Consider the following 26,782-nt stretch of genomic DNA (forward strand, 5'->3'; position numbering starts at 1 on the left):
CTAGGTCGTCATGCCCGGCCTTGGGCCTGGCATCCACGTCCTTCATGCCGCAATCAGGCAAGACGTGGATGGCCGGGTCAAGCCCGGCCATGACGCCAATAACAAACCGTGATCGAGGAAACCGATGATCCCTCCGCTCAAGCCCGGCGCGAAACTTCTGAAGGTCGATGGTCCCATCATCGAGACCGAACGCCTGATCCTGCGGCCATGGCGCAGCGAAGACATTGCCGCGAACACGGCGATGCTGTCCGACCCCGGCACCGCGCGCTACATCACGCCTGACGGTGTCGCCATCACCACCGAGATCGGCGGCTGGCGTAACGCCGCCGTGATATCGGGGCATTGGGCGCTGCATGGCTTTGGCATGTTCGCCGTCGAGGAAAAATCGAGCCGCCGCTATATCGGCCGCGTCGGGCCATGGTGCCCGCCGGGGTGGCCGGGCTTCGAGGTCGGCTGGGGCATTGATCGCGAATGGCGCGGCAAGGGTTACGCGGTGGAAGCGGCGCGGGCGTCGATCGACTGGGTGTTTGCGAGTTTCGAGATCGATGAAATCATCCATTGCATCGAAGCGAGCAACGAACCGTCCAGGAGCGTCGCGCGGCGGCTGGGTGCACGGAGGGATGGCGAAGTCGATCTATCCGGCAAGGCCAATGAGCGCTGGGTGACCGCGCGGGCGACATGGAAGAGTTGAGGAAAATTGAACCACGCGACAATTCGCACTAGATTGACGACGCGCGGATGACCGTGCGAACGGACCCGATCGGATGATGCTTTCCACCATCGACATCGCCTTGCGCGGCGCCACCGTGGCGCTGCTGCTGGTGCTGGCGACGTCGCTGTTTCGCGGTTTTGGCACGGTGCTCGCCGGGCGATTGGCTGCGGCTTTTGCGCTTGGGTCGGCGGCGCATGCCGTGACTGCGTCGATCGGGGCGTCGCAGGTCGCGGCCGCGCATGCACCCGTGATCGCGCTGTCGACCGGCAATGTGGTGGTGTTCTGGCTGTTCACGCGGGCGCTGTTCGACGAGGCTTTCAAGCTGCGCTGGTGGCACGCGCTGGTCTGGGCGGCGGTCGCCGCTTTTAGTTTCGTCAATTGCATGTGGCTGGCGCCAGCGTCCGGTGTGCGGATGTCCATCATCGCGGTCAATCTGCTGGCGCTCGGTTTTATCGTCCTGGCCGTCGCGCAGACCATCGCATCCTGGTCGTCGGATCTGGTCGAGGGTCGCCGCCGCGTTCGCGTCTTCATCGTCAGCGCAGCCGCGCTGTATGGCGGGCTCAATGCGGTGCTGCAGATGTCGCTGTCCGGCAGCGGCGCCGCCGAGATCGCCAGCACCGTCAATTCCGCGGCGTTGGCCGCCGTGGTGGCGGCAATCTCGATAGCGATGATGCGCGTCGATGGCGCCGACCTGTTTCCGGCGGCGCCTGAGGTTCAGGTCGATGCAAGCGACGCGGCCGTGGTCGAATCCAGAACGGCCGATCAAAAGCTGGTCGATGCGCTGATGCGGCTGATGGGCGACGAGCGCATCTACCGCCACGACAACGTCACCATCGGCGCCTTGGCGACCAAGCTCGGCATTCCCGAATACCGGCTGCGGCGGCTGATCAATCGGCGGCTCGGCTACCGCAATTTCAATGTCTTTCTCAACGAGCACCGGATCGCCGAGGCCAAGGCCGCGCTGGCCGATCCGAGCCAGGCCGAGGTGCCCGTGATTACGATCGCGATGGATGCCGGCTTCCAGTCGCTAGGGCCTTTCAATCGCGCCTTCAAGGCCACCACGGGTGTCACGCCGACCGAATATCGCCGGCTGAAGGCCAGTATCGCCTGATTCATATCATATTGTTATTATTGATATATTTCGGAATCAGCGAAGTGCGTTGAGCTTTCAGCCAGCGCGAATTCCAAATCCGGCGAGCCGCCACCGGCAACCCCGCCATCATGCCCCGCACGCGCTGATGCGTCATGCCGGAGGCCCCCGTGAAACGACGAAATCTTATCCTCATCCTAGCCAGCACCACTGCGCTGAGCGCGCTCGCGCTCTCGGCCGCCCGCGCCCGCGACGTGCCAAAAGTCGCGACCGGCTTCGTCGCCAACGTGGTCTGCACCGAGACCTTCGTCTCCGGCCTCGACCCCGCGCGTGTGTTCGCCGAGACCATGTTGGCCATGCCCGGCGCCGGACTGATCTCCTGGGCGCTCGACTATCGCGTCGACCGCGCGCGCAAGGATGTCACGGTGACGCTGTTCGGGATAGGCAAGAGCCACGCCGTCTATCGCGGCGAGGGCCTCGGCTGCTATCTCGATCACGGCGGGGCGGTCGCCGACATTTCGGTGCCGGCGCCCGATGCAAAGGCGGCGCTGCTGCCTGACATCGCCGGCCCATCCATCGTCACGCCGCAAACGCCGCAACTGGCTGCCGCGCTCGACCGCGCCTTCGCCGAGCCGGAAAAGTCGACGCCGCGCAACACACGGGCGATCGTGGTCATGAAGGATGGCCGCGTCGTCGCCGAGCGCTATGCCGACGGCATCGGCATCGATACGCCGCTGCTCGGGTTCTCCGCCACCAAATCGGTGATCTCGGCGCTCGCCGGCATCCTGGTGCGCAAGGGCGCGCTGAAGCTGCACGAGCCGGTGCCGATCGCAGCATGGCAAGGCGCCGATGATCCAAGGCGGGCCATCACGCTCGATCATCTGATCCGTCACACCGCGGGCCTTGCGCTCGGCAGTTCGTTGCAGGCGTCGCTGGCGTCCGCGCTGGAGCCGGTCAACCGCATGAAGTTCATGGAATCGGACATGGCGGCCTATGCGGAGAGCATGCCGCTGGAGTCGGCGCCGGGCGCCGCATGGAATTATCACGACGGCAACACCGTCATCCTCAGTCACGTGATCCGTCAGGCTTCAGGCGGTAGCGCGTCCAAAATGATGCGCTTTGCGCGGCACGAATTGTTCGACCCGCTCGGTATGCGCAACGTAGCGCTCGAATTCGACGCGTCGGGGAATGCGGAAGCGTCGAGCCAGTTGCTGGCGAGCGCGCGCGACTGGGCGCGTTTCGGCCAGCTCTATCTCAACGATGGCACTGCCGGCGGCAAACGCATTCTCCCCGAAGGCTGGGTAAAATATTCGGCGACGCCGACGCCGAACGCCTGGGTCGGGCAGGGCGCCGGATTCTGGACCAATGTCGGCGACAGTTTTGGCGCGTCCTACCGCACCGAACGCGGCTGGCCGCGCGACGCCTATTTCGCCAAAGGCACGATCGGGCAATATGTGATCATCGTGCCGTCCGAGCGGCTGGTCATCGTCCGGCTCGGCCGCTCGCCAAACCGGCCGCCGGAAGCCGACGGCGTGTTCGACCTCGTGCGCGACGTCGTTGCGACGGGCAGCAAGGCCAAGCTGGCGGGCGCGAACTGAACGTTATGCGGCGATCTTCCTTCTCCCCTTGTGGGAGAAGGTGGCGGACGTAGTCCGCCGGATGAGGGGTTCTATCCGCGAATACCAATGCAAGAGGTTCGCCCGTGGAGAGAACCCCTCACCCGTCTCAATCGTGCTTCGCACGATTGATCCACCCCAAGAGCGAGCTTCGCTCGTCTCGCTCCCACAAGGGGAGAGGGTACACCGCCGCTGTAGTGCTAGCCCAGTCTACTGCCGCCCCAACTGCGTAGCCTTCTCGACGCGATCGAATCGCTCCAGCGACAGGATCGCGTCGGCGAGCTGGTCGGCGCGGCCGTTCAGCACGGGGCGGGCAAGCGTGAGGAATTTTTGCTGCATCGCCTGTGCGTCCGGGAACGAATTCGGCTCGCCGGAGGGATCGGCATAGAGCCGCTCATGTACGCCATCGTCGGTCGTGATGGAAACGCGCGCGCCGAAGGGGTGGGTGCGGCCGATCTCGAGGCGGTCGTCCTGCACCACGTCGAACTTGTCGGCGAGCGCATTCACCGCGGCGTCGCCGAGCCGGTCGTAATCGTCCCAGCCGAAACTGCCCTGGTCGAGCGCCAGCGCGCCGGTGAAGAACATCGAGAACTGTCCGCCGACGATCGAGGTCGGATGGCGCTTGGTGACGGCGTCGCCGGTCAGCGTAATGCCGTTACGATGCAGGCCGATCTCGACGCGCTTGATCTGGTCCGGCGTCAGATTGTGCTCCCGGCGCATCGCGATCAGCGCATCCAGCGCCGCATGGGTGTAGCGGCAGCTCGGATACGGCTTCACGCCGATCTTCAGCGTCTCATAGGTCTTGCCGAGGCCAGCGACAGCCTTGTCGGGATGGGCGTTGTCGCTGTAGCCGACCAACAGGCCGTGCTTGCCCTCGACCGATTCACTCGAACCGACAAAGTCGTTGCGCGCCAGCGTGGCGGCGATCACGCCGTTCATCGCGGCCGCCCCGACCTGGTAGCGCTTGTTCCAGGCGCCGTTGACCAGAAACTGCAGCGAGCCCGCGGCCTGGCTGCCGGAAACGCCGAAGGCGGATATGATCTGGTCCTTCGACAGGCCGAACAATTTGCCCGCCGCCGCCGCCGCGCCATAGGTTCCCGCCGTCGCGGTCGGGTGGAAGCCGCGCGCATAATGCGAGGTCGGATCGAGCGCGTTGCCTAGCCGGCAGCACACTTCATAGCCGGCCACGATCGCGGTCAGGACGTCGCGTCCCGATGCGCCGACCATTTCGCCGACCGCAAACGCCGCCGGCACCACGGGCGCGCTTGGGTGCAGCGAGGAGTCCGCATGCGTGTCGTCGAAATCAAGGGAATGGCCGAGCGCGCCGTTGAGCAGCGCTGCGACCGCGGGCGTCCAGGTCTTGCTGTCGCCGAATACGGTGGATTCGCCCTTGCCGTCCAGCGCCAGAGCTTCCAGCATCTTCAGCAGCGAGGGGGTGGATTCCGCATCGCGCCGGGCCCGGATCGTGCTGCCGAGGAAATCCAGCGTCAGCACCTTGGCGCGCTCCAGCACCTCCGGCGGGATGTCCGCAAATTTCAGGTCGGCGACATAGGCTGCGAGCGTTGCGGTTTCGTTGGCCATCGTGTTTCCTCGTATTTGCCGCACAGGGTAGGCGGGCGGACTTGACCTTTCAAGCCGCCTCCCCGTCGCGGGCATCAGCCATGCCTGACGTCGTCTAGCACAGGCACGGCGGGCAGATTCCGGAATGCGGCGCATGATGGCCTTCACAAAACGCATGCTTGGATCGCTCCGCGGGCCGCTGTCCGATGTCAGCAAGGCGATCGTCGACTATATGCGCGCGGCGGCCGCAGCCTTGCGAAACGGCAGCGGCGCCGTGGACATTCAGCCCGTCGATGCGGCGCTACAGGCTTATGCCGCCGAAGTCGCGGCGTTGCGGAGTGAAGGCCTGATCCGCGGCGTGCCCGTCGATGTCGCGGAGCGGTTTTTCGCGCTGGGATTTTCGCTGGAGCAGATGCGGCAGAATCTGAACGATCTGAATCGCTGCCACCAGGATTGGCGTGAGGCGCCGCGACCATCTTGATTCACGCTGGTCAGTCAGCCTCAGGCCGCAACCTGTCGCAGCAGCGCTGGCACGATCAGCCGGTGAAACGGCATGATGATTGCCAGATACGTCCGGCCGAGCCAGTTGTGCGTCTTGACCAGCGTCGTCGCGGTCACCTGCCTGACGCCGCCGGGCGGCGTCACATCAATCACGACACGAAAATTCAGGTGGTGGTCGTTGAACCCAGCGATGAGGCGACCTGGCGTTTCACTTACAACCGGAAATATTCCGATCATGTCTCTGGGCGGGACCAGGCCCGCACCCGACGTTCTCAGTCCCAGCGGCGCCACCAGGAAATTGCGCAACGACAGCAGCGCCTCGGCCCATCGCGGCTGACGCGCCATCATGCGTTCAGCGGCTCGCCTCGCGTCGAGATCACGATCCTCGATTTCAATCTGGAAGGCGTCGGCGAAGTGGGCGCCGGCCAGCAGCGTATCGGTATCGGCGGCGGGGGTGATCTCGCGAACTTTCATCGGAAGCTAAGCTTGCTCGCCAGCACGCGGAAGCGCAAGAGCAGAAGCACGGCATAGACAGCGGTTCCGATCGACAGCCCGATCCAGACGCCGACCGCGCCTGATGGCGTCCGGAAGCCGAGCCAGCAGGCGCAGGCGAAGCCGATCAGCCAGTAGCTGAGGATCGCGAACAACAGCGGCACGCGCGTGTCGTTCATGCCACGCAGCGATCCGGCGGCGACGGTCTGGATGGCGTCGGCGATAAAGAAGGTCGATCCGACCAAGAGCAGCGTCGCGGAGAGTTCGGCGGTCGCATCGGTGCTTTCGCCCAGAAAAACTTCCGCGATGCCGAAGCGGCTGACGATCACGGCGAGCGTCAGGATGGCGGCGAGCACGATGCCGAGCCAGGTTGCGACGTAGCCCGCGCGCCGGACCGCACCAGCGTCGCCGCGGCCAATGGCGTGTCCCACCCGCACGGTGGCGGCCATGCCGATGCCGAATGGCACCATGAACAGGATGGCTGCGACCTGCAGCGCGATCTGGTGCGCCGCGAGCGCAGTGGTGCTGATCAGGCCCATCAAAAGACCGGCAGCGCCGAACAGGCCGTATTCAAGCAGGAAGGAGAGCGAGATCGGCGCGCCGATGATGATGAGTTGCCACATCAGCTTCCAGTCGATGCGCCAGAAATAGCCGAACACGTGATACTTCCGGAACGGCCGGCGGTAAGCGGCAAACCACACGGCCGCCAGGAACGTGCCGAGATTGACGATGGAGGTCGCCAGCCCCGCGCCGAACAGGCCGAGCTGCGGCAGGCCGAATGCGCCATACAGCAACAGATAAACCAGCAGCGCATTGGCCGGGATCGCGGCCAGCGTGATCCACAGGACTGGTTCGGGGCGGTTGATCGCGCTCATGAAGCCGCGGATCGCCAGGAACCACAGCGCAGGCAGGATGGTCCAGACCAGACCGGCCAGATATTCCTGCGCCAGATGCGCGGTAATGGGCGCCTGGCCCAGCATCAGCAGGACCTGCTCGGCCCAGAATCGAAGCGCCATCAGCGGCAGCGAGATCAACAGCGCGGCCCACAGGCCGACGCGAAGCGAACGCCGGATCAAATGCGGCTTGCGCGCGCCGAATGCCTGCGCCGCCAGCGGTGCGACGGCGGATACCAGGCCCATGCCGAAGGTGAAGCTGACGAAAAGAACAGTATGGGCCAGCGCCGCCGCCGCCACGGCCTCGTTGCCGAGACGCCCGATCATGGCGATATCGGTCGTCATCATCGCGATCTGCCCGAGCTGCGTCAGTGCGATCGGCACGGCAAGCTTCAGCGTCTCGGCGAGTTCAATTGCGAGATGACGGCCAGACACGGCCGTAGAAGGATGCTGCGCAACGGATGCGCGGTCAATTTTGTCGAGCGAGGTCATTGCAACAGACTAACACGGCCGGAGGCCGAAAAAGTGACGAGCGTCGCCGCAGCTTATGGGGCGTCTCGCGCCGGCACGCGCGTAATCCGGGCGCCCAGCGCATTGAGCCGCTCCTCGATGCGCTCATAGCCGCGCTCGATCTGGTCGGCGTTGTTGATGGTCGAGGTGCCCTCGGCGGCGACCGCCGCCAGCAGCATGGCCATGCCGGCGCGGATGTCGGGCGAGGTCATCGGCGCGCCGCGCAGCCGGCTCGGGCCGGCCACGATCGCGCGATGCGGATCGCACAGCACGATGCGGGCGCCCATCGAGATCAGCTTGTCGACGAAGAACATCCGCGACTCGAACATCTTCTCGAACATCAGGATGACGCCGTCGCATTGCGTGGCGGTAACGATCGCGATCGACATCAAGTCGGCCGGGAAGGCCGGCCACGGCTGGTCCTCCAGTTTCGGCACGTGGCCGCCGAAATCGTCGTGGATCTTCATGGTCTGGCCGGAGGGCACCACGAGGTCGTCGCCCTCGACGCCGCAGACGATGCCGAGCCGTTCAAACCCCATCCGGATCGAGCGCAGGTGCTCGACGCCGGCTTTCGCGATGCGCAGCGGCGAGCGCGTCACCGCGGCGAGCCCGATCAGGGAGCCGACCTCGATATGGTCGGGCTGGATTGAATAGCTGGTGCCGCCAAGCGTCGCCGGCCCGTGCACGATGATGGTGTTGGTGCCGATGCCCTCGATCTTGGCGCCGAGCGCGACCAGGAAATGCGCGAGGTCCTGCACATGGGGCTCGGAGGCGGCGTTGCGCAGATAGGTGGTGCCATGGGCGGCGACGGCTGCGACCAGCGCGTTTTCGGTGGCGGTGACGCTGGGTTCATCGAGGAACACGTCCGCGCCCTTCAACCTGGTCGCGCGGAACTCCAGCCGGTGCGTGGCGGTGACGGTAGCGCCCAACTGCTCGAAGGCGAGGAAATGGGTGTCGAGGCGGCGGCGGCCGATGACGTCGCCGCCGGGAGGCGGCAGCGCCACCTCGCCGCAGCGCGCGAGTAGCGGCCCGGCCAGCAGGATCGAAGCGCGGATCCGCGCGCAAAGTTCGGGATCGAGATCGGCGGCGCGGACTTCCTTGGCATGGATATCAAGCGTATTGCGCGCTTTCCATTCGGCCGAGGCCCCGACCGAGCGGATCAGTTCGACCAGCGTCTCGGTGTCGCGGATGCGCGGCACGTTTTCCAGCGTGACGGGATGCTCGGTGAGCAAGGCGGCGGCGATGATCGGCAGCGCCGAATTCTTGTTGCCGGACGGCTCGATCGTTCCCGCGAGCCGGTGGCCACCTTCAACGATGTATTGAATGGGCGGCACGGGCGCGTCCTGCCTCACACGTCGACATTGGCGCTGAGCGAATTATCCTGGATGAATTCGCGGCGCGGCTCCACCACGTCACCCATCAGCTTGGTGAAGATGTCGTCGGCCTCGTCGACCTCCTTGATCTTGACCTGCAGCAGCGAACGCTCGTTGGTATCGAGCGTGGTTTCCCAGAGCTGACCGGGGTTCATCTCGCCGAGGCCTTTGTAGCGCTGCAACGCCACACCCTTGCGGCCGGCGTCGGTCACCGCCTCGAACAGGCTGACCGGCCCGTGGATCGCGGTCTCCGTATCCTTGCGGCGCAACAGGCCGGGATTCGGGTAAGCCTCCTGAAGTTTGGCGGCGTAGTCGTCGAGCTTGCGCGCGTCGGCGGAGCCTAGCAGGGCGTCGTCGATGACGGCGACGTCCTTGACGCCGCGGATGGTTCGCTCGAAGAAAAAGCCCTCGCCTTCGGTGAAGCGCCCGGTCCAGCCGCGCTCGACTTCATCGGCCAGCTTGTCGAGGCGCTTGGCGATGTAGTCGGCGGCAGCATTGGCAATAGCAATGTCGCCGGTTATCCTCGGGCTCAGGACGCCGGCGATCGCCGCCTGCTCGACCACCTTGCGGTTGTAGCGGCTGTGCAGATTGTTCAGGACGCCACGGATGACGCGTGCGTCCTCCACCAGCGACAGCAGGTCGCGGCCGGCGCGCTCCGATCCCGTGGCCGGCTTGAAGACGCAGTCGTCAAGGCCGGTCGCGATCAAATAGTCTTCGAGCGCGCGCTCGTCCTTCAAATACTGCTCTGACTTGCCGCGCGTCACCTTGTAGAGCGGCGGCTGCGCGATATAGAGGTGGCCGCGGTCGATCAATTCGCGCATCTGCCGGTAGAAGAAGGTCAATAGCAGGGTGCGGATATGAGCGCCGTCGACGTCGGCGTCCGTCATCACGATGATCTTGTGGTAGCGCAGCTTGTCGGCCGAGAAATCGTCGCTGATGCCGGTGCCGAGCGCAGTGATCAGCGTGCCGATCTGCTCGCTTGACAGCATCTTGTCGGTGCGGACGCGCTCGACATTGAGGATCTTGCCGCGTAGCGGCAGCACCGCCTGGAATTCACGGTTGCGGCCCTGCTTGGCGCTGCCGCCTGCCGAGTCGCCCTCGACGATGAACAGTTCCGACTTCGCTGGGTCTTTCTCCTGGCAGTCGGCGAGCTTGCCGGGCAGCGAGGAAATGCTGAGTGGGCTCTTGCGGGTCAGTTCGCGCGCCTTGCGGGCGGCTTCGCGCGCGGCGGCGGCCTGGATCACCTTGCCGACGATGACCTTTGCCTCGCTCGGATGCTCCTCGAACCACGCCGCCAGCGCCTCGTTGAGGACGTTCTCGACCACGGGGCGCACTTCCGAGGACACCAGCTTGTCCTTGGTCTGCGACGAGAATTTCGGGTCGGGCACTTTCACCGACAGCACGGCGGTAAGGCCTTCGCGGCAATCGTCGCCGGTCAGCGCGATCTTTTCCCTTTTTGCGTTGGCCTCGGCATAGCCGTTGACCTGGCGCGTCAACGCGCCGCGGAAGCCGGCCAGATGGGTGCCGCCGTCACGCTGCGGGATGTTGTTGGTGAAGCACAGCACGTTCTCATGATAGCTGTCGTTCCACCACAGCGCGGCCTCGACGCCGATGTCGTTCATCTCCGCCCGCACCATGATCGGGGCGGGCACCATCGCCTTCTTGTTGCGGTCGAGATATTTGACGAACTCCTCGACGCCGCCGTCGTAATGCATCGCCTCGCGCTTCTCGACCGCGTGGCGCATGTCTGACAGCACGATATTGACGCCGGAATTCAGGAACGCGAGCTCGCGCAGGCGATGCTCCAGCGTCGGGAAGTCATATTCGACGTTGGTGAAAGTCGCGGTCGACGCAAGGAACGTCACTTCGGTGCCGCGCTTGCCATTGGCATCGCCAACGACCTTGAGCGGGGCGACCGCATCCCCATGGGCGAATTCGATGTAATGTTCCTTGCCGTCGCGCCAGACCCGAAGCTCGAGTTTGCTCGACAGCGCGTTGACGACGGAAACGCCGACGCCGTGCAGGCCGCCGGAAACCTTGTAGGAGTTCTGGTCGAATTTTCCGCCAGCGTGGAGCTGGGTCATGATGACCTCGGCCGCGGAAATGCCTTCGCCCTTGTGAATGTCGACCGGGATGCCGCGGCCGTCGTCGCGCACCGTCACCGAGCCGTCAGCGTTGAGGATGACTTCGACCGCGGTGGCGTGGCCTGCGAGCGCCTCGTCGATCGCGTTGTCGACGACCTCGTAGACCATGTGGTGCAGGCCGGAACCGTCATCGGTATCGCCGATATACATGCCCGGCCGCTTGCGCACGGCGTCGAGCCCCTTCAGCACCCGGATCGATTCCGCGCCGTATTCGACCGGAATGGGATGCTCAGTATCGGCAGGAGTCTGCCGGGCAGGTTCTGTCATGTGAGGCCTTCGAGAGTGTCCCGAATCAGCTGCGCAATATGAGGCGCTGATTGATCTATTTGTGCCATGAAAGAGGCATCGCGCCTAGCGCAATCTCTCTGTCTGCAAGTCGTTGAATAAATGGTGATTTTTTACTCTTTTTCAAGATCTGCAATGGCCGATTCTGGCGCCCCCGAAAAGCGCGATTCGGGGGCGGATTCTGCGTCCTCGGCGTGCGGATTTTGGCTGCCGTCGCGGCTGGGAATGGCAGGCCGCCGCGGACCTGCTAGAGAAAGGCGGCGCGGCAGCTTGTAGTCGTTGTCCGCCGTCCACAGCGATCCCGGGTTAACGCGCCATTGTCCCAGCCTTCACTAAAATATCGGCCCGATGTCGACGGCCTCCGGGCCGTCGCCGTGATGCTGGTCCTGAATTTCCATGCGTTCCCGGACGCCATGCCGGGCGGCTTCATCGGCGTCGATGTGTTCTTCGTGATTTCGGGCTTCCTGATCACGGGCATCATCACGCGCGAACTGGAACTCGGCCGTTTCAGCCTGGTCGAGTTCTACAACCGGCGGATCCGGCGCATCTTCCCGGCGCTGATCGTGGTGCTCTGCGCGACATTGGCGCTGGGCTGGTTCTGGATGCTGCCACAGGCCTTTGCGCAGCTCGGCAGCGACAGTTTTGCCAGCGCGGCGTTTTTGGCCAATATCGCGCTGTTGCTGCAGTCCGGCTAATTCGACGTCGAATCCGCCAAAAAGCCGCTGCTGCATCTGTGGTCGCTCGGCATCGAGGAGCAGTTCTATCTGTTCTGGCCGCTGCTGCTGATGTTCGCAGCGCGCTTTCGAATGAGCATCATGGCGATGGCTGCGATGCTCGGCATCGCCTCTTTCCTGCTCAACGTGGCATGGATCGGCGCAAATCCGATCGCGACCTTCTATCTGCCGTTCACGCGCGCGTTTGAATTGCTGATCGGTGCGGTGCTGGCCTGCGGCTGGATCAATGTCAATCATTCCAGCATGGCGAGCAACCGGCGCGCCTGGACCGGCGTGGCGCTGATCAGTGTGTCGGCCTTCATTCTCGACAGCCACCGCGCCTTTCCGGGCTGGTGGGCGGTGCTGCCGGTCGCCGGTAGCGCGCTTCTGTTGTCCGCGCCCGCGGCGTGGGTGAACCGGGTGGTGCTGGCAAGCCCGCCCGCTGTGTGGATCGGGCTGATCAGTTACCCGCTCTATCTCTGGCACTGGCCGCTATTGGTATTCGCAGGGATTATCAAATTCGGGCCGCTGACGCTGCCGGAGCGCGAATTGATATTGCTCGCGAGTGCGCTGCTTTCCTGGGCGACCTACCGGTTTGTCGAGATCCCGTTCCGTTTCGGCCTCCCGAGCCGGCGCAAGATGTTCAGCCTCGGGGCCGGCATGGCGATGGTGGCGGTCGCAGGCTTTGCCGTCATTTCGGGGCGCGGCTTCGACTTCCGGCTGCCGCCGGAAATCCGTGCCATGGCCAGCGTGCCGACGGAGAGCTTCAAGTGGCGATTTCATGAATGCCTGCTCGATCTCAGCAAGGAAACAACGTTTGCCGAAACGTGCGTCGAGCGCGATCGGCGCCCACTGGTTCTGATCTGGGGCGATTCGACCGCCGGCGCCCTGCTGCCCGGCCTGCGCAAGGCTCAGGAGACGCGAAACTTCGGCATTGCGCAGCTGACCTCCAGCTCCTGCATTCCGGCATTGAACGCCGACATCGTGAGCACGCCCAATTGCCGCGCGATGAATGACAAGGTTTTTTCGCTGGTCCGGCAGATCAGGCCCGACATCGTTCTGCTGCACGGAACCTGGGAAAAACATCTCGACAATGTAGCTGAGACGGTGCTCGCGCTGAGGAAAGAGACCAATGCCCGTGTCGTTGTTCTCGGTGGGGTGCCGGTATGGCAGCGCGGGCTTCCATCCGAGGTGCTCAGGTATTTCATCCTTCATCGCGCGCTGATCCCGGAGCGTTCGCCCAATGGCCGGCCACCTGCCGCCTACGATGCGGTGATGCGCGCCAGGCTCGAGCCGCTCGGCGCGGAATTCATCTCTGCTTCGGACGTCTTTTGCGATGCGCAGGGTTGCCTGACCCGCACAGGCGAGGCGGCGGCCGATATCACCGTCAGTGATCAGGTGCATATCACCGAAAAGGGGTCGGTCTTTCTGATCGCATCAATCATCGACCGCCTGCTCGCCGGCGCGGCGTCTGCGAGCAAGCCGAAATAGAGCGTTTTCGAGCGAAGTGGCGACCGGTTCGCGTCAAGAAAACGCGTCAAATCAAAAATCTAGAGCCCCGTTCCGATTCCATCGGAACGGAAAAGGCTCTAGGCCACGCGCTCAATACATCTGCAATGGCAGCACATCGCCGCCGGGCCCGATCATCACGCCCCAGGTATCGCCGGCGCCGATCTCGATCTGGTTGTTGCGCGCCGGCCCGCCCGCGATTTTCAGCGCGTACTGGTACTTGCCTGGCGGCAGATCGATCATCGGAGGCCTTGGCGATTGCGGCCCGCCGGCGCCGGCCGCGATCTTGATCGTCTGCTTATTAATCGAGACCGTGGCGTCGCTCTTGCCGATATTGCCGAACATCAGTTTGGACTGGCCGGGCTTCGGCACCACGTCCGCTTTCGCGGCCGCGGCCGGATATTTCTGGGCGAGATTGATTGAGGTCTCGCCCTTGCTGCGGCTGAGTTTCAGTGTTGCCGGTCCGTCGGGCGAGGTAAACGCCAGCTGCACCTGGTCAGGTTTCACGATGGCGCCTTCCGCCGTCTCCTGCCAGCCGCGTTTGCCGAGTTCGCTGCGGTAGAAGACCAGCACTGAATTGAGCGTGGCGGGAACGCTGGCCTCGAGCTCCCGGCGGAACGGTGTGTCGCTGCCGGGCATCTTTCCGGTTCCGATCGAGCGCATGGTGCGTTTGCTCGGCACCGGCAACGGCGAATCGGCCTCGGCTTCGAGAACCTCGTCGGCGGCCTTGGCGCCTGGTTCATCGGCGGCTTGAGCGCCCGATCCGTCAGCCTTGGCGGCCATTTTTTGGTTGGCCATGACCAGGCCGGTACCGTCGGCGCTGACCTTGACCTTGGGTCCCATCTGCATGGCGGTGAGTGAGAACGCCTTGCCGGCTTTGGAAAAGTCCATCACGACCATGTTGGCCTGATTGATGACCGAAGGCCGCTCCTTCCAGCCCAGCGACTTCAGCGAGGCACGATAGAATGCGGCGATCGCCTTCACGCTGGAGGTCGAATCGAATCCAAGCCTGCCGTCGGCGCCGTCGAATTTTACGTTTTCCGCATTCTCCGGCAATGGCACCGGGGTTGCGCTATCGGCCAACGCGCGCAGCGGCGCATCCGAGAGATTGGCGGCCTGCGCGACCCGCCGCGCCTCGTCGTCGGCGATCACCTGCTTCGCCATCGCTGCCGCATCGCTCATGAACTTCTGGTCTGCCTCCTTCTTCGCCCTGGCGCGTGCGGCGAGCGCCGCCTCTGTCATCTGCGTGACGAGATTGACGACGGTCAGATCGTAATTGCGGCCGAGCGTCAGCGTCGCGGATTGCTCGGCGGAGGAGAATTTCAGCGTGACGTTATCAGGCGCGGCGACCGCGCCGTTCGTCTGCTCGGTCCAGTTGCGGCTTGCGAGTTCGTGGCGATAGAAAGCAAGCGTCGCGGGAAGCTCGGCGATGACGGCGACCTCGAGCTGGCGGCGGACAGAGTCGGAGCCGCCGGAACTCTTCGCGGTCTTGGTCGGCTTGGGCCGCGGCAGGCCGGCCATTTCGGAATCGGCCTCCAAGGTTTGCGGCAGCGCGAACGGCGCCACCCGGATTTCCACGCCGGTCCGGCCGTCGTCGCGGCGTTGCAGGGTCAGCATGATCGGGCGCTGCCGATAGAAGCCGTCGCCGTCGTCATGGCTGTAATAGGCGCGGACGCCGTTCTGGACCGTCTCGCTGAACTCCGCATTGGGCCACCGGGACATCGCATCGGCGGCGGAAAGCTGCTTCCAGCCGATCGCGGCCATTTCCTTGCGAAAGAAATCGATCGACGCGTCGAAGGCGAGAGGTGCGATGCAGCCGAGATAGGGCCGGTGCTGGTCGAACACGATATCGGTCGCATCGGGCGGGAACGGGACGTTGGAGGTGATCCGTTCGGCGGTGTAGTACACCACCGATTGATCCGGCCGACCGAGGCCCTGCGTGAAATGAACGTTCAGCCCCTGCTGGGCCTTCTTGAAGGTGAGCAGGCTGCTCTTCTCATCGAGCGGTCGCAGGAATTGCACCCAACCGTCGGCGGCGAGCAGTTTTTTGGTGGCGGCTGACGTCACCGCGACCACGGTCGGAACGCCGTAGCTCATGCTGTGGGATTGCGTGCGGGAAGTATCTTCGACCGCGCCTTCCGGCCGCGGCAGCGTGCGGACGTCGACGATGCCGCTGTCGGCCCTTGCCGCAAGGGGCGCACCAGCGATGATCAGAAAGATCAGCGGCAGCAGGCGTTTTCCGGCCGGGAGGGTCCCGCGCGCGATCTCAGGCATATTCATCTCCGGTATTTGTTGCGTATGAACGATGGCCGCGTGACCGCAAGGCCGCGACGTCGCTGACGCCGTTTCCGTAAGCTAGTCGCGCCGGCGCGGGATTAGGTTCAAAACCGGCCCTATCCGCCGGGCTCAGGCGCGACGGGTCACCTGGCCCGATTCGACGTCGAAAATCTCGCCGCTGGCACCGATATCGACGAATGCGGCCGGATCGGCGCCGGTCATCCAGACCTGCGCGCCGAGATTGGTCAACTCATCGAACAATGCCTTGCGCCTGACGGGATCGAGATGCGCGACGACTTCATCGAGCAGCAACAGCGGCACGATGCCGGTCATTTCGGCGACCAGCGTGGCATGGGCGAGCACCAGCCCGATCAGAAGCGCCTTTTGCTCGCCGGTGGAGGCGTCGCGCGCCGGTATGCTCTTCGGCGCGTAGACCACCTGCAGATCGGTGAGGTGGGGGCCATCGAGTGTCCGGCCGGCCGCGGCGTCGCGGGCGCGGCTTGCGCGCAGGATCTCGCGGTAGCGATCCTCCACTGATGTCGCGGACTCGTTGACCAGCGCATTTTCCATCCAGCCGTCGAGCATGATCTGTGCCGACGGAAACGCCGAAGCTTGCCCACGTTCGCGCAGCATCGCCGCCAGTCGCGTCACCGTCTGGCCGCGGGTGGCCGCGACCGCTACCGCAAGCTCGGCGGTTTCGCGTTCGATCGCGTCGCACCAATGGTCGTCATAGTTGCGGACTTCGAGCAAGCGGTTGCGCGAGCGCAACGAGCGGTCAAGCGCCGAAACGCGGCTGGAATGCTCGCTGTCGATCGCCAGCACCAGCCGGTCGAAGAAGCGCCGGCGCTCGGAAGCGGCGCCGAGAAACAGCCCGTCCATGGCGGGTGTCAGCCACACCATGCGCAGATGATCGCCAAAGGCGGTTGCCGAACTCGCGGGCTCGCGGTCGATCCGGCAGCGCCGGCTGGTGGACGCCGCCTCCGCGGCGGGCGCATCGATACCGGTGCCGAGCGTGGCAAGCCCGAGCGCGCCCTCGACCTCGGCCGAGACCGCCCAGGAGCCGTCGCCCTGGTTGTCCGCAACATCCTCCAGCGTCGCGCGCCGCAGGCCGCGTCCCGGCGACAGAAACGAGATCGCCTCCAGGCAATTGGTCTTGCCGGCGCCGTTCGGCCCCACCAGCACCACGACATCGCCGCGCGTCTGCACGGTTCCCGCGCGGTAGTTGCGGAAGTGCGTGAGGTTGAGGCGTCGGATGCGGGAGGGGGTCATTAGGGCAGCGTCGGTCTTTTCTTCCCCTCTCCCCTTGTGGGAGAGGGTGGCGCCGAACGAAGTTCGGCGACGGGTGAGGGGTTGTCACAGCTCGGCGAGCTTTACGAAAATGTCCTCCAAAACGGCAGAGGGCTGTTGCAGTACGTCATTGTTCCAGTAGCGCGCGATTCGAAATCCTTCGGCGATCAGTACCGCCTCCCTCGCATCGTCACGCGTCGATGATGCGTGCTGACTTCCGTCGATTTCAATGATCAACCGCTTCTCGAAACACACAAAGTCGAGAATGAAGTTTTGGAACGGAACCTGGCGACGAAATTTGAACCGCCCCAGTCGTCGATCTCGAAGCAATCGCCACATCGCCAGTTCCGCATCGGTGGGCTCGTGGCGCATCTTCTTTGCGAAGTTGCGGATACGCTTGGCGGTCGGGCGATGGCTTGGTGCTTGCGGCCCGAACCCCTCACCCGTCGCCGAACTTCGTTCGGCGCCACCCTCTCCCACAAGGGGAGAGGGGGAATCAGAGTCCTTGTCGCCGGAAGTGCTCACACCCGCATCGGCATCAGCACATACAGCGCGCCCTTGTTGTCCTTGTCCTGCACCAGCGTCGGGGAGCCGGGATCGGCGAGGCGCAGCACGGCGACTTCGCCTTCGATCTGGGCGGCGATGTCGAGCAGATAGCGCGAGTTGAAGCCGATATCGAGGGCGTCGGAGGCGTATTCGACCTCCAGTTCTTCGGTGGCGCTGCCGGAATCCGGATTGGTCACCGACAGCACCAGCTTGCCCGGAGACAATGCGAGTTTCACGGCACGGCCGCGCTCGCTGGAAATGGTCGAGACGCGGTCTACCGCTGCCTCAAAGTCCTTCTTGTCGACGATCAGTTCCTTGTCATTGTTCTGCGGAATGACGCGGCCGTAGTCCGGGAAGGTTCCGTCGATCAGCTTCGAGGTGAGCACGACGTTGTCGAGCGTGAAGCGGATCTTGCCCTGCGAGAGCTCGATTTTGACTTCGGCCTCATTGTCCTCGATCAGCCGCTGCACCTCGCCGACCGTCTTGCGCGGCACGATCACGCCGGGCATGCCGGTGGCGCCGGAGGGCAGCGCCAGATCGATCTGCGCCAGCCGGTGGCCATCGGTCGCGACCCCGCGCAGCGTCGCGGCCTTGGCGCTGCCGGCCGTGTGCAGATAGATGCCGTTGAGATAATACCGCGTCTCCTCAGTCGAGATCGCAAACTGCGTGCGATCGATCAGGCGCTTGACGTCGGCAGCCGCGAGCGAAAACGAATGCGTCATGTCGCCGGCGGCGAGGTCCGGGAAGTCGCTTTCGGGCAGGGTCTGCAGCGTGAAGCGCGAGCGGCCGGCGCGGATCGCCAGCACCGAACGGTCGCCGTCGGCTTCCAGCACGATCTGCGCGCCGTCGGGCAGTTTGCGGACGATGTCGTAGAACATATGCGCCGGCACGGTGGTGGAGCCGCCGGTCGCGGTTTCCGCCGCCAGCGTTTCGGTCACCTCCAGGTCGAGGTCGGTCGCCTTCAGCGACAGCCTGGCGTTTTCGGCGCGGACCAGCACGTTGCCGAGGATCGGGATGGTGTTGCGGCGCTCGACCACGCGATGGACGTGACCCAGCGACTTCAGCAGTTGCGCGCGTTCGACGGTGACCTTCATTGCATTACCCGCCAGAGATGGAAAAGCCGGGCGGCCCGTAAAGGCAGCGCCGCGGCATTGGAAACCCGAAAAGCCGGATCAGGATCGGAGTTGATCAAACCCCCGGGGGGACCGCAAGGTGGCGCGGATAGGGCGCCGGTGCAAGGGAGACGGCACCCCGTTCCCCACCTTTGCGGCAGAAAATGGCGGCAGAAAAAAATTCTCCCGCCCCAATTCTCCCACGTCTGGGGATCAGGGAGGGAGAGGCTGGGGAGGAGCCGGACCCTTAAGGGGCAGGTCCTGTTCCTGCTGCCACTATTCCTGCAATTGCCGCTTCAGCGACTCGACCTCTTCGGACAGCGCGATATCCCGCGCCACCAGTGCCTCGATCTTGCGCACGGCATGCAGCACCGTGGTGTGGTCGCGCCCGCCGAACCGGCGGCCGATCTCGGGCAGCGAACGCAGCGTCAGCGTCTTCGCTAGATACATCGCGACCTGGCGCGGACGAACGACGTTGGCGGTCCGCCGCGACGACAGCAGGTCCGAACGGCTGACATTGTACTGCCGGGCGACCACCCGCTGGATGTCCTCGATCTTGATCCGCTTCGGTTCCTGCGGACGGATCAGGTCGCGCACCTCGCGCTCGGCCATTTCCAGCGTCACCGGCTGGTTGTTGAGCTTGGAATGGGCGAGCAGGCGGTTGATGGCGCCTTCGAGGTCGCGGCCGTTATGGGTGATGGTGCGCGCCAGATAATCCAGCACCGCTTCCGGCACGTCGAAGCTTGCATGATGCGCACGCGCAGCCGCCACGCGCGACTTCAGGATTCCGAGCCGCAGCTCTTCGCCGAGCGAACCCATCTCCACGACGAGACCGCCGGCCAGCCGCGAGCGCACGCGATCGTCGAGGCTTTCGAGATCGGACGGCGGCCGGTCGGCGGCGATCACCACCTGGCGGCCGGCATCGATCAGCGCGTTCAGCGTGTGGCAAAACTCGGCCTGGGTCGATTTGCCCTGCAGGAACTGCAGATCGTCGATCACGAGCACGTCGATGCCGCGTAGCGCCTCCTTGAACGCCAGCGCCGTCTGCGTCTTCAGCGCGGCGACGAAGCCGTACATGAATTTCTCGGCGGTGAGATAGAGCACCTTGCGTTCGCTGCCGGAATTGCCGGCCCACGTCACCGCCTGCAGCAGATGGGTTTTGCCGAGGCCGACGCCGGCGTGAATGTAGAGCGGGTTGAACATCACGGGATCGCCGCGGCGTCCTTCGGCGACCTGGCGCGCGGCGGCATGGGCCAGCGTATTAGAGCGGCCGATCACGAAGCTTGCAAAGGTCAGGCGCGGGTCGAGCGGCGAGCCGCCGAGCGCATCATGGCTGGCGGATACCGGCGCCGTCGCAGTCGCGCGCAGTTCCGGCGCGGGGCGGGCATTGGCCTGCTCGATGCGGCGTTGATCGGCTGGAGCTGCGGCTTCCTTGGCGGGCGCGGCGCAGCGCATCGCCGTGCGCACGGTGAGGTCGATCCGGTGCACTTCGGGCATCTCGGCCTGCCAGCAGGTCAGGACGCGGTCGGCGTAATGCGCCTGGATCCAGCTCTTGAGGAACCGGGTCGGAACCGACAGATGCACGCTCTCGTCCTGCACGCCTTCCAAATCCATGCGCGCAAACCAGCTCGTATAGACGTCCTCGCCCACGGTCGTCCGCAACCGTCCCTTCACGCGCGACCAGCGATCCTGTTCCGTATTTGTCATTGCCTGAGAACTTTTCTGAATGAGTAATGGTGTTTGCGAAATCGGCTGGCGCGTTGCCTTGCAGGTTTCCCGCCAGACGTGACCTCCGACGCGGAGCTTCAGCCACCAGGACAAAGATCAGGCGTTCGGCGGAATCGCCGTTGCTCAGATCGAAGGCTGGATGGAGTGAGAGGCTACCGCGAGGTCAGCGCGTACCCGACGGTCTGGCCGGAGTTCGCGTGGGTGGACGACTGGAAACGTCGTTCAGGGATTCAGAAGCGGTCTCGATGGAAATAAGCGTGCCGAATGTCGCGTTGATTCCGTAAAGCATAGTACCTCCCCCTCTCGCCGCGAGAACGCGCGGCGAGCAATCACATCACCAGTGTTTTCAAAGCCAGTCTGCTGCTACCGAACATCCGCTTGTCCGACCGCTGCGCCGCCGCGTATCTCAGTCTGTCGTCTTCAACACGTTCACGAACTCCGCGTTCCCAATCGCTGCATCGTCGGCAAGCATCTTATTCCCCTTATCCGGAACGCGCTGAACGCGAGCACCACGCCAGGAAATTTAGACACAGAACAGCCGCTCTCATATTGCTATGAGTTACCAACTCAGCTTCGCTTGGAAAGCGTCGCTAACGCGCACACCGCCGCCGATTTGCACGTCCGCTCTTGGGTCTCATACCGCGCTGGTCAGGAGAGCCTTGGGCGTCGCGAACGAGTTACAAATACACCAAGCGCGATTTCTGACAATCCGTGATTCGACGAAGTGGCCCGACTCATCGACGGTGTTGCAACACTGCAATTGCGAAACTCCACACCAAGTTTTTGAATCCGCGCGCAGAATCGCGCGGCGCCGACAAGCGTGACAATTTTCGCTGCACTCGCAAAATTTTTTAAGAAACCGTTACAATCGTGGTTACCGCGACCGTTTTTCAAAACGCTTGTGCTCGCTATGTGGATAAGTGATTAGCGAAGCGATGCTTTTCGGAATTGTTTTTCAGGGTAACCCTGCCCGGCAGCGATGGGGCGGAAGAAGCCGGCTTCGGATTGGTCGGCCGTTGCGATCGCGCTTCTCGCAAGTGCGCACAGCAAACGCCGGTGCAATAAATTGCACCACGTAAAATTACGGGCGCTGGAAATGTGACACGGAAGGCGGTGTTCAGCAACGGGACAATTGAATTGTCACGGTACGTGCTTTCAGCGTGAGCCCGAAATGCAACAGGATGCACGTGCGTGGTGAAATGGATTTTCCGGTTCGCGCGCTCGCTCCGGCATCGCAGAAAAACAAAAGCCCGGCGAAGCCGGGCTTTTGACGAATATCTATTTCTCTCAGTTCACTTCGCGAGCTTGGCGATCGCGTGCGTCAGGCGCGACACTTTCCGGCTCGCATTGTTCCTGTGAATGATGTTGCGCTGGGCGGCTTGCATCAGCTCCGGTTCCGCGTGCTTCATCGCCTTGAGCGCCGCCTCGCGATCGCCGCTCTTGATCGCTTCCTCGACGGTGCGGACCGCGCCACGCATCTGGGTGCGGCGCGACTTGTTGACGATGGTTCGGCGGGCAATCTTGCGGGTCGCCTTTTTGGCGGAAGTGGTATTGGCCATGTTCTCAACTATCCTTCGGCTGTCATCGCTCGGGTGGTCGGCCCTTGAGCGCGCCGGCCGTTCAAATTGCGTGATCGACGCTGGTTGTGTTTTCCAGGGTGTTCTGACGTAAGCCGTTCTTGAGGGTGCCATGGACGGAAGCCAAAATGCTCCCGCCAAAATGCACCCAAAGGCGGCGCTGCTCAAAGAACAGCGGCGGCGGGATTGCGCCCGCCGCCATTGGGGGTCTTATAGAGGGCTGGTGCTGCACCGTCAACGCTTTCCGCCCTCCCCGAAAGACCGGGAAGGGGGCCGGAAATGGCGGGTAAGGTGCTGATGAGGTTGAATTTCCGGGGTGCCCCCGGTATTGGCTGACGGCCTTTGGCGGCGACAGATATCAAGGTGACGCATGATCCGCGGTTTTTTCCGGCTAATCGGCCTGCTGCTCCTGGCCGGCGGATTCATCTTCATGGTCTATGACGGCGCCCGTTTTGTCGCCGACCAGACCCTGCGGTTCACCCGGTTTGGCCAGTTCTGGAACGACGTCCATCAGTCCAGCCAGCTGGCGTTCCGGACCTGGGTCGAGGGTGCCGCGCCCTGGCTCTGGAACGACGTCATCAAGGTCCTGCTGGATCAGCCGGTTTTTGCCGTGCTGGGCGTCGTCGGCATTCTGCTCATGATCCTGTTCCGGCCCCGCAAGCCATTGATCGGCTATTCGCGGGACTGACCTGGCCCTGCCCGCCCTCGGGTCGCGGTGTAACAGGGCTGCGGTATCCGGCGTAAAAGACATATATTACAGGGCCAACCGGCCGACGCCGTTGCCGCGTCCGCCGATGTCCCGCCTGGAGGTACTCCATGCTGTTCATGCGCAAGACCACCGTGTTGCCGAGTGCAGCCGAAGCGCTGCCGGGCCGTGCCAACCCGATACCGACCGCCACCACGCATTTCGTCAACGGCCGCAAGCTGCAGCCGCCCTATCCAGCCGGCCTTGAGCAGGCGGTGTTCGGCCTCGGCTGTTTCTGGGGCGCAGAGCGAAAGTTCTGGGAACTCGGTGACGGCATCCATGCGACCGCCGTCGGCTATGCCGGCGGGCATACGCCCAATCCGAGCTATGAAGAGGTTTGTTCAGGACGCACCGGTCATACCGAAGTGGTGCTGGTCGTGTTCGATCCGAAGAAGATCTCCTACGAGCAACTGCTGAAGACGTTCTGGGAAAATCACAACCCGACGCAGGGCATGCGCCAGGGCAACGATGTCGGCACCCAGTATCGCTCGGCGATCTACACGTTCGGCGATGCGCAGCGCCACGCCGCCGACGCGTCGAAGGCAACGTATCAGAAGGCGCTGGCAGCGAAGGGTCTCGGCGCCATCACCACCGAGATCGCGCCATCGGGCGAATTCTATTACGCCGAGGACTATCATCAGCAATATCTCGCCAAGAACCCGGCGGGCTATTGCGGATTGGGCGGCACCGGCGTGTCATGCCCGATCGGCGTCGGCGTGAGTGCCTGACTCGTGCTTCTTCTTAACCTCGCCCCGCTTGCGGGGAGAGGTCGGATTGCCTCGGCGATGCGAAGCATCGTCCGGAGCAATCCGGGTGAGGGGGTACAGGTTTCTCGGCGATCTCACGTGCGGATAGAAGCCCCTCACCCCAACCCCTCTAAGAGCGAGCTTCGCTCGTCTCGACCCCGTGAAGAACGGGGAGAGGGAGCTTCGCGTCCCGCCGTTCCACTCTCCCCGCAAAAAAACCCTTTGTTAACCATACCCGGTGCAAGACTAAAGCTGTCTCGCTTTGAGGGCTGGCTCCGGTGCGGGTTGTGCGCGCGTTTCGAATACCGATCACTGCGATCATCACCGCGCTCGCTCTGTCGGGCTGCATGCGCACGACCGGGCCGGTCGCCGTCGCGCCGCTGGGCGATCTCGATTCAGTGGCCTATGGCCAGGCTGACAGCCCGCCGCCGCAGGCGGTCGTGGCCGATTCCGGCGGCGGCGCCATCGGCGCGCTTCGCGCGGCCTTCGCCGCCGCGCCGCGCGCGGCACCAGCCCCCGTCGTCGTTGCCGCACCCGTCGCCTATGTCGAACCCGCACCCGTGCGGTACGACGCGGCCTATCATCTCGATGCCGGCGACAGGCTACGCGTCGTTGTCTATGGCCAGGAAGGCCTGACCAACACCTATGCGGTTAGTGCCGGCGGCTCGATCACGATGCCGCTGATCGGTTCGGTGCCGGCGCGCGGCCGCACCACGGCGGGACTGGCGGCTGAGATATCAGCGAAGTTGCGTCGCGGTTTCATCAGAGAGCCGTCGGTGGCGGTGGAGATCGAAGCGTATCGGCCGTTCTTCATTCTTGGCGAGGTCGCAGCACCCGGGCAATATCCGTATGTGCCGAACATGACGGTCGAGAGTGCGGTGGCGATCGCCGGTGGTTTCTCGCCGCGCGCCCGCCGCGATAGCGTCACGGTCACCCACACCGATGCGTCGGGAACGGCGCGCTTCGTCGTTCCGCCCGGCAGCCCGATCGGTCCCGGCGATACCGTGCTCGTCAGCGAGCGCTGGTTCTAGAGCATTATCGGTTCTGATTGAATCAGAACCGAAGCTCTGGATTCTTGTTTTGACGCGTTTTCTTCACGCGAACCGGTACCCACTTCGCTCGAAAACGCTATAGGGCGCGCCGCCTCTTCATCGAACCGTCATTGAGCCGGCCCTTTCTTGAGCAGTTGTGTCAGGCAAATGCCTCGCATTTGGCCAAGAAAATTCATCATCCGTTTTCGCGCCGGCGGAGTCGGGCGTTCTGCATCTAACTTGCAGTGGCGGAGATGCGGCTTCGCACGTGTCTGGAAGCCTTGTGGGCGCCCGTACATCGGCTCGAACCGTCTTGGTTGCGATAAATTAGCGCTATGCGCTGACTATGTTCGAAACCTTGTTCCAAGTTGCACTGCAGCGATGTAGAAGAACGCCGTCAGATCTAGGCGCGCCGGTTTGTCGGTTAAGTGCCTGCAATCCGGAGTATGACCATGAACTATCATTTGCCGGTCCGCATGGTGCGCGCGGCGACCGCGGTAGCGTTGCTCGCTTCCATCGCCGTGACGGCCTTGTGTGCCTCCGCGCATCAGGCATCGGCGGATTCCTATCCGAGCCGACGGATCACCTTTGTCGTGCCCTATCCCGCGGGCGGCGCCACCGACGTCCTTGCCCGTTTGCTCGCCAACAAATTGCAGGAGTCGTGGAAGCAGACCGTCCTCGTGGAGAACAAGTCGGGCGGCGGCGGCGTGGTCGGCAACGACTACGTGGCCAAGGCGCAGCCCGATGGTCATACCGTGCTGGTCGGCATTACGCAGATCATTCAGGCGCCGAGCCTCGTTGCGAAGCTGCCCTACGATGTCTTCAAGGATCTCGCGCCGGTCACCCAGATCTCGCTGTCGACGATCGTTCTGGTGGTCCCCGAGCAGCAGCCGATCAAGTCCGTCAAGGAACTGGTCGATTATGCCAAGGCGAATCCCGGCAAGCCTTACGGTACCTTCGGCAATGCGACGACTTCGCATCTCTACGGCGAACTCCTCAAGAAGGTCGCCGATATCGACATGACCCACGTCCCCTATCGCGGCTCGGCTCCGCTGACGAACGACCTGCTCGCTAACACGGTTACCTCGGCGTTCCAGGACCTGACCACGGCGAGCGGGCAAATCAAGGCGGGCAAGCTCAGGGCGCTGGCGGTTGGCGGTGAAAAGCGCAGGACCGCGTTGCCCGACGTGCCGACGATGGCCGAACTCGGTTACCCCGGTTTTGAAATCGAAGGCTGGCTCGGCGTGTTCGTGCCCGCCGCGACGCCCAAGGAGATCGTGAAGAAGCTTTCGGACGAACTCGCCCGCATCATCGCCTCGCCCGAGGGCGTCGCCGGGATCGAGACCCTCAGCCTCGTGCCGGTGGGCGGATCGGCGGAAACGTTCGAGAAAGTCCTGCGCCGCGATTACGAACGCTGGGCCGATGTCGTGAAGGCAACCGGCGTCAAGGGCGAGTGAGACGGGGGCAAGCGCTGGTTTCGCGGTGTCGTCATTCCGGGGCGATGCGAGAGCATCGAACTACGATGTGCAATTGCACATCAGAGAATCTCAAGATTCCCCGATGTGCAATTGCACATCTGAGGTCTGGTCCTTCGGACCATCCCGGAATGACGGCGGAGAAGTTCGCCTTATCTCCCTAGATGCTTCGCGAAAAACGCCAGGCTGCGCGGCCAGGCGATATCTGCGCTGGCCTTGTCGTAGCTTGCACGTTCATCGCAGTGAAAACCGTGCTGTGCGCCGGGATAGATGTGGACCTCGACATCAGGCCGCTTGGCCTTGATGGTTTCGACATCGGCCAGCGGGATGCCCGCATCCTTTTCGCCGAAATGCAGTTGCGTCGGCACCTGCGGCTTGTCGTCGGCAAAGCGGACGACGGCGCCGCCGTAATAGCCGACTGCGGCCGATAGGCCCGACAGCTTGGTCGCCGCCGCATAGGCAATGCTGCCGCCGAGGCAGAAGCCGATGATGCCGACCGGGCCGACATCCTTCACGGCATCGATCGTGGCCTCTGTATCGCGCAGCATCGCGGTCCAATCCGGATTGGCGATGAACTTTCGCGCGTTCGCAATCTCGTCAGGCGAATAGCCGCACTGGAAGTCCGGCTGGGTGCGATCGAAGATCGACGGCGCGATCGCGACGTAGCCTTCGCCGGCCAACCGGTCGCACACCGCGCGGATGTGGTGATTGACGCCAAAGATCTCCTGGATCACGACGATGGCCGCCTTCGGCTTGCCCGCGGGATCGGCGCGATAGCCGCCCGGTTTGAAGCCGTCCGAAGCCGTCAGTTTGATATCCTGTCCCACGGGTCATCCCTTCTTGCTTTGGCTTTATGGAGC

General features: G+C 63.8%; 23 protein-coding genes and 1 pseudogene. 10 read left to right on the forward strand and 14 right to left on the reverse strand.

Annotation, left to right across the window (positions count from 1 at the left end):
- Window positions 1–124: 124 nt before the first annotated feature.
- Together V1293_RS24470 and V1293_RS24475 are read left to right on the forward strand one after the other, a co-directional pair.
- Window positions 125–691 (forward strand): GNAT family N-acetyltransferase, encoded by a 567-nt coding sequence (locus V1293_RS24470; RefSeq protein ID WP_334512911.1) that lies wholly within the window; start codon window positions 125–127, stop codon window positions 689–691.
- Window positions 692–764: 73 nt separating this feature from the next.
- Window positions 765–1,823, forward strand: a complete 1,059-nt coding sequence (locus tag V1293_RS24475; protein ID WP_334512913.1) for a helix-turn-helix domain-containing protein — start codon at window positions 765–767, stop codon at window positions 1,821–1,823.
- Between the two features lies 1 nt (window position 1,824).
- On the opposite strand, the gene V1293_RS24480 is transcribed toward V1293_RS24475, so the two are convergent.
- The gene (locus V1293_RS24480; RefSeq protein ID WP_334512915.1) at window positions 1,825–1,959 is read right to left on the reverse strand and encodes a hypothetical protein; all 135 of its coding nucleotides are present in this window, start codon (window positions 1,957–1,959) and stop codon (window positions 1,825–1,827) included.
- A gap of 13 nt (window positions 1,960–1,972) precedes the next feature.
- Here V1293_RS24480 and V1293_RS24485 point away from each other — a divergent pair, with 13 nt between their 5' ends.
- The gene (locus tag V1293_RS24485; protein WP_334512918.1) at window positions 1,973–3,400 is read left to right on the forward strand and encodes a serine hydrolase domain-containing protein; all 1,428 of its coding nucleotides are present in this window, start codon (window positions 1,973–1,975) and stop codon (window positions 3,398–3,400) included.
- A gap of 228 nt (window positions 3,401–3,628) precedes the next feature.
- On the opposite strand, the gene V1293_RS24490 is transcribed toward V1293_RS24485, so the two are convergent.
- The gene (locus tag V1293_RS24490; protein ID WP_334512919.1) at window positions 3,629–4,999 is read right to left on the reverse strand and encodes an MmgE/PrpD family protein; all 1,371 of its coding nucleotides are present in this window, start codon (window positions 4,997–4,999) and stop codon (window positions 3,629–3,631) included.
- Between the two features lie 133 nt (window positions 5,000–5,132).
- Between V1293_RS24490 and V1293_RS24495 the strand changes: the two genes are divergently transcribed.
- Window positions 5,133–5,459, forward strand: coding sequence for a hypothetical protein (locus V1293_RS24495; RefSeq protein WP_442894274.1), 327 nt, complete (start codon window positions 5,133–5,135; stop codon window positions 5,457–5,459).
- Between the two features lie 20 nt (window positions 5,460–5,479).
- Here V1293_RS24495 and V1293_RS24500 read toward each other — a convergent pair whose 3' ends face one another.
- From V1293_RS24500 to gyrB, 4 genes are read right to left on the reverse strand one after another with little or no spacing between them, the layout of a single operon-like run.
- Window positions 5,480–5,953, reverse strand: coding sequence for a DUF2867 domain-containing protein (locus V1293_RS24500; protein ID WP_334512921.1), 474 nt, complete (start codon window positions 5,951–5,953; stop codon window positions 5,480–5,482).
- Window positions 5,950–7,356, reverse strand: a complete 1,407-nt coding sequence (locus tag V1293_RS24505) for an MATE family efflux transporter (protein ID WP_442894275.1) — start codon at window positions 7,354–7,356, stop codon at window positions 5,950–5,952. The genes V1293_RS24500 and V1293_RS24505 overlap by 4 nt, the downstream gene beginning before the upstream one ends.
- A 53-nt stretch (window positions 7,357–7,409) precedes the next feature.
- On the reverse strand, window positions 7,410–8,708 hold the full coding sequence (gene murA, locus V1293_RS24510) for a UDP-N-acetylglucosamine 1-carboxyvinyltransferase (RefSeq protein WP_334512923.1): 1,299 nt from the start codon (window positions 8,706–8,708) through the stop codon (window positions 7,410–7,412).
- Between the two features lie 14 nt (window positions 8,709–8,722).
- A complete protein-coding gene (gene gyrB / locus V1293_RS24515; RefSeq protein ID WP_334512924.1) occupies window positions 8,723–11,158 on the reverse strand; it encodes a DNA topoisomerase (ATP-hydrolyzing) subunit B in 2,436 nt (811 codons plus the stop codon).
- A 335-nt stretch (window positions 11,159–11,493) separates the two neighbouring features.
- On the opposite strand from gyrB, the pseudogene V1293_RS24520 reads away from it, so the two are divergent.
- Together V1293_RS24520 and V1293_RS24525 are read left to right on the forward strand one after the other, a co-directional pair.
- Window positions 11,494–12,468, forward strand: a pseudogene (locus V1293_RS24520) (acyltransferase family protein); the annotation flags it as partial.
- Between the two features lie 162 nt (window positions 12,469–12,630).
- Window positions 12,631–13,380, forward strand: coding sequence for an SGNH hydrolase domain-containing protein (locus tag V1293_RS24525; protein WP_334516884.1), 750 nt, complete (start codon window positions 12,631–12,633; stop codon window positions 13,378–13,380).
- Window positions 13,381–13,491: 111 nt separating this feature from the next.
- On the opposite strand, the gene V1293_RS24530 is transcribed toward V1293_RS24525, so the two are convergent.
- From V1293_RS24530 to V1293_RS24560, 7 genes are all read right to left on the reverse strand, one after another.
- A complete protein-coding gene (locus V1293_RS24530; protein WP_334512926.1) occupies window positions 13,492–15,672 on the reverse strand; it encodes a hypothetical protein in 2,181 nt (726 codons plus the stop codon).
- 132 nt (window positions 15,673–15,804) lie between these two features.
- Window positions 15,805–16,944 (reverse strand): DNA replication/repair protein RecF, encoded by a 1,140-nt coding sequence (recF, locus tag V1293_RS24535; RefSeq protein WP_334512928.1) that lies wholly within the window; start codon window positions 16,942–16,944, stop codon window positions 15,805–15,807.
- A gap of 84 nt (window positions 16,945–17,028) precedes the next feature.
- Complete coding sequence (locus V1293_RS24540) at window positions 17,029–17,334, reverse strand: endonuclease domain-containing protein (protein WP_442894369.1); 306 nt, start codon at window positions 17,332–17,334, stop codon at window positions 17,029–17,031.
- Window positions 17,335–17,483: 149 nt separating this feature from the next.
- On the reverse strand, window positions 17,484–18,602 hold the full coding sequence (gene dnaN, locus V1293_RS24545) for a DNA polymerase III subunit beta (protein ID WP_334512930.1): 1,119 nt from the start codon (window positions 18,600–18,602) through the stop codon (window positions 17,484–17,486).
- A gap of 294 nt (window positions 18,603–18,896) precedes the next feature.
- Window positions 18,897–20,327, reverse strand: a complete 1,431-nt coding sequence (gene dnaA / locus V1293_RS24550) for a chromosomal replication initiator protein DnaA (RefSeq protein ID WP_334512932.1) — start codon at window positions 20,325–20,327, stop codon at window positions 18,897–18,899.
- 1,313 nt (window positions 20,328–21,640) lie between these two features.
- Window positions 21,641–21,907 carry a 30S ribosomal protein S20 gene (gene rpsT / locus V1293_RS24555; protein ID WP_247522020.1) on the reverse strand — a complete coding sequence of 89 codons (267 nt, stop codon included), beginning with the start codon at window positions 21,905–21,907 and terminating at the stop codon, window positions 21,641–21,643.
- Window positions 21,908–21,968: 61 nt separating this feature from the next.
- The gene (locus tag V1293_RS24560; RefSeq protein ID WP_334512935.1) at window positions 21,969–22,127 is read right to left on the reverse strand and encodes a hypothetical protein; all 159 of its coding nucleotides are present in this window, start codon (window positions 22,125–22,127) and stop codon (window positions 21,969–21,971) included.
- 168 nt (window positions 22,128–22,295) lie between these two features.
- Between V1293_RS24560 and V1293_RS24565 the strand changes: the two genes are divergently transcribed.
- From V1293_RS24565 to V1293_RS24580, 4 genes are all read left to right on the forward strand, one after another.
- Entirely contained in the window at window positions 22,296–22,613 is a 318-nt protein-coding gene (locus V1293_RS24565) for a hypothetical protein (RefSeq protein WP_334512937.1), read from the forward strand.
- A 128-nt stretch (window positions 22,614–22,741) separates the two neighbouring features.
- Window positions 22,742–23,398: a peptide-methionine (S)-S-oxide reductase MsrA gene (gene msrA / locus V1293_RS24570; protein WP_334512938.1), complete on the forward strand. Its 657-nt coding sequence runs from the start codon at window positions 22,742–22,744 to the stop codon at window positions 23,396–23,398.
- A 305-nt stretch (window positions 23,399–23,703) separates the two neighbouring features.
- Entirely contained in the window at window positions 23,704–24,447 is a 744-nt protein-coding gene (locus V1293_RS24575) for a polysaccharide biosynthesis/export family protein (protein ID WP_334512941.1), read from the forward strand.
- A gap of 452 nt (window positions 24,448–24,899) precedes the next feature.
- A complete protein-coding gene (locus V1293_RS24580; RefSeq protein ID WP_334512943.1) occupies window positions 24,900–25,904 on the forward strand; it encodes a Bug family tripartite tricarboxylate transporter substrate binding protein in 1,005 nt (334 codons plus the stop codon).
- Window positions 25,905–26,074: 170 nt separating this feature from the next.
- On the opposite strand, the gene V1293_RS24585 is transcribed toward V1293_RS24580, so the two are convergent.
- Window positions 26,075–26,749 (reverse strand): dienelactone hydrolase family protein, encoded by a 675-nt coding sequence (locus V1293_RS24585; RefSeq protein ID WP_334512944.1) that lies wholly within the window; start codon window positions 26,747–26,749, stop codon window positions 26,075–26,077.
- Window positions 26,750–26,782: the final 33 nt, after the last annotated feature.

The sequence above is a fragment of the Bradyrhizobium sp. AZCC 1693 genome (genome assembly GCF_036924745.1).
In the GTDB taxonomy this organism is placed as follows: Bacteria; Pseudomonadota; Alphaproteobacteria; order Rhizobiales; family Xanthobacteraceae; genus Bradyrhizobium.

Coding starts and splice junctions, on each gene's coding strand:
- recF (WP_334512928.1), bottom strand. CDS start 16,944: ATGACCCCCTCCCGCATCCGACGCCTCAACCTCACGCACTTCCGCAAC.
- dnaN (WP_334512930.1), bottom strand. CDS start 18,602: ATGAAGGTCACCGTCGAACGCGCGCAACTGCTGAAGTCGCTGGGTCAC.
- V1293_RS24495 (WP_442894274.1), top strand. CDS start 5,133: ATGATGGCCTTCACAAAACGCATGCTTGGATCGCTCCGCGGGCCGCTG.
- V1293_RS24490 (WP_334512919.1), bottom strand. CDS start 4,999: ATGGCCAACGAAACCGCAACGCTCGCAGCCTATGTCGCCGACCTGAAA.
- rpsT (WP_247522020.1), bottom strand. CDS start 21,907: ATGGCCAATACCACTTCCGCCAAAAAGGCGACCCGCAAGATTGCCCGC.
- dnaA (WP_334512932.1), bottom strand. CDS start 20,327: ATGACAAATACGGAACAGGATCGCTGGTCGCGCGTGAAGGGACGGTTG.
- V1293_RS24475 (WP_334512913.1), top strand. CDS start 765: ATGATGCTTTCCACCATCGACATCGCCTTGCGCGGCGCCACCGTGGCG.
- V1293_RS24530 (WP_334512926.1), bottom strand. CDS start 15,672: ATGCCTGAGATCGCGCGCGGGACCCTCCCGGCCGGAAAACGCCTGCTG.
- V1293_RS24525 (WP_334516884.1), top strand. CDS start 12,631: ATGGCCAGCGTGCCGACGGAGAGCTTCAAGTGGCGATTTCATGAATGC.
- V1293_RS24500 (WP_334512921.1), bottom strand. CDS start 5,953: ATGAAAGTTCGCGAGATCACCCCCGCCGCCGATACCGATACGCTGCTG.
- V1293_RS24540 (WP_442894369.1), bottom strand. CDS start 17,334: ATGCGCCACGAGCCCACCGATGCGGAACTGGCGATGTGGCGATTGCTT.
- V1293_RS24480 (WP_334512915.1), bottom strand. CDS start 1,959: ATGACGCATCAGCGCGTGCGGGGCATGATGGCGGGGTTGCCGGTGGCG.
- V1293_RS24565 (WP_334512937.1), top strand. CDS start 22,296: ATGATCCGCGGTTTTTTCCGGCTAATCGGCCTGCTGCTCCTGGCCGGC.
- V1293_RS24470 (WP_334512911.1), top strand. CDS start 125: ATGATCCCTCCGCTCAAGCCCGGCGCGAAACTTCTGAAGGTCGATGGT.
- gyrB (WP_334512924.1), bottom strand. CDS start 11,158: ATGACAGAACCTGCCCGGCAGACTCCTGCCGATACTGAGCATCCCATT.
- V1293_RS24560 (WP_334512935.1), bottom strand. CDS start 22,127: ATGGCGGCGGGCGCAATCCCGCCGCCGCTGTTCTTTGAGCAGCGCCGC.
- V1293_RS24580 (WP_334512943.1), top strand. CDS start 24,900: ATGAACTATCATTTGCCGGTCCGCATGGTGCGCGCGGCGACCGCGGTA.
- msrA (WP_334512938.1), top strand. CDS start 22,742: ATGCTGTTCATGCGCAAGACCACCGTGTTGCCGAGTGCAGCCGAAGCG.
- V1293_RS24505 (WP_442894275.1), bottom strand. CDS start 7,356: ATGACCTCGCTCGACAAAATTGACCGCGCATCCGTTGCGCAGCATCCT.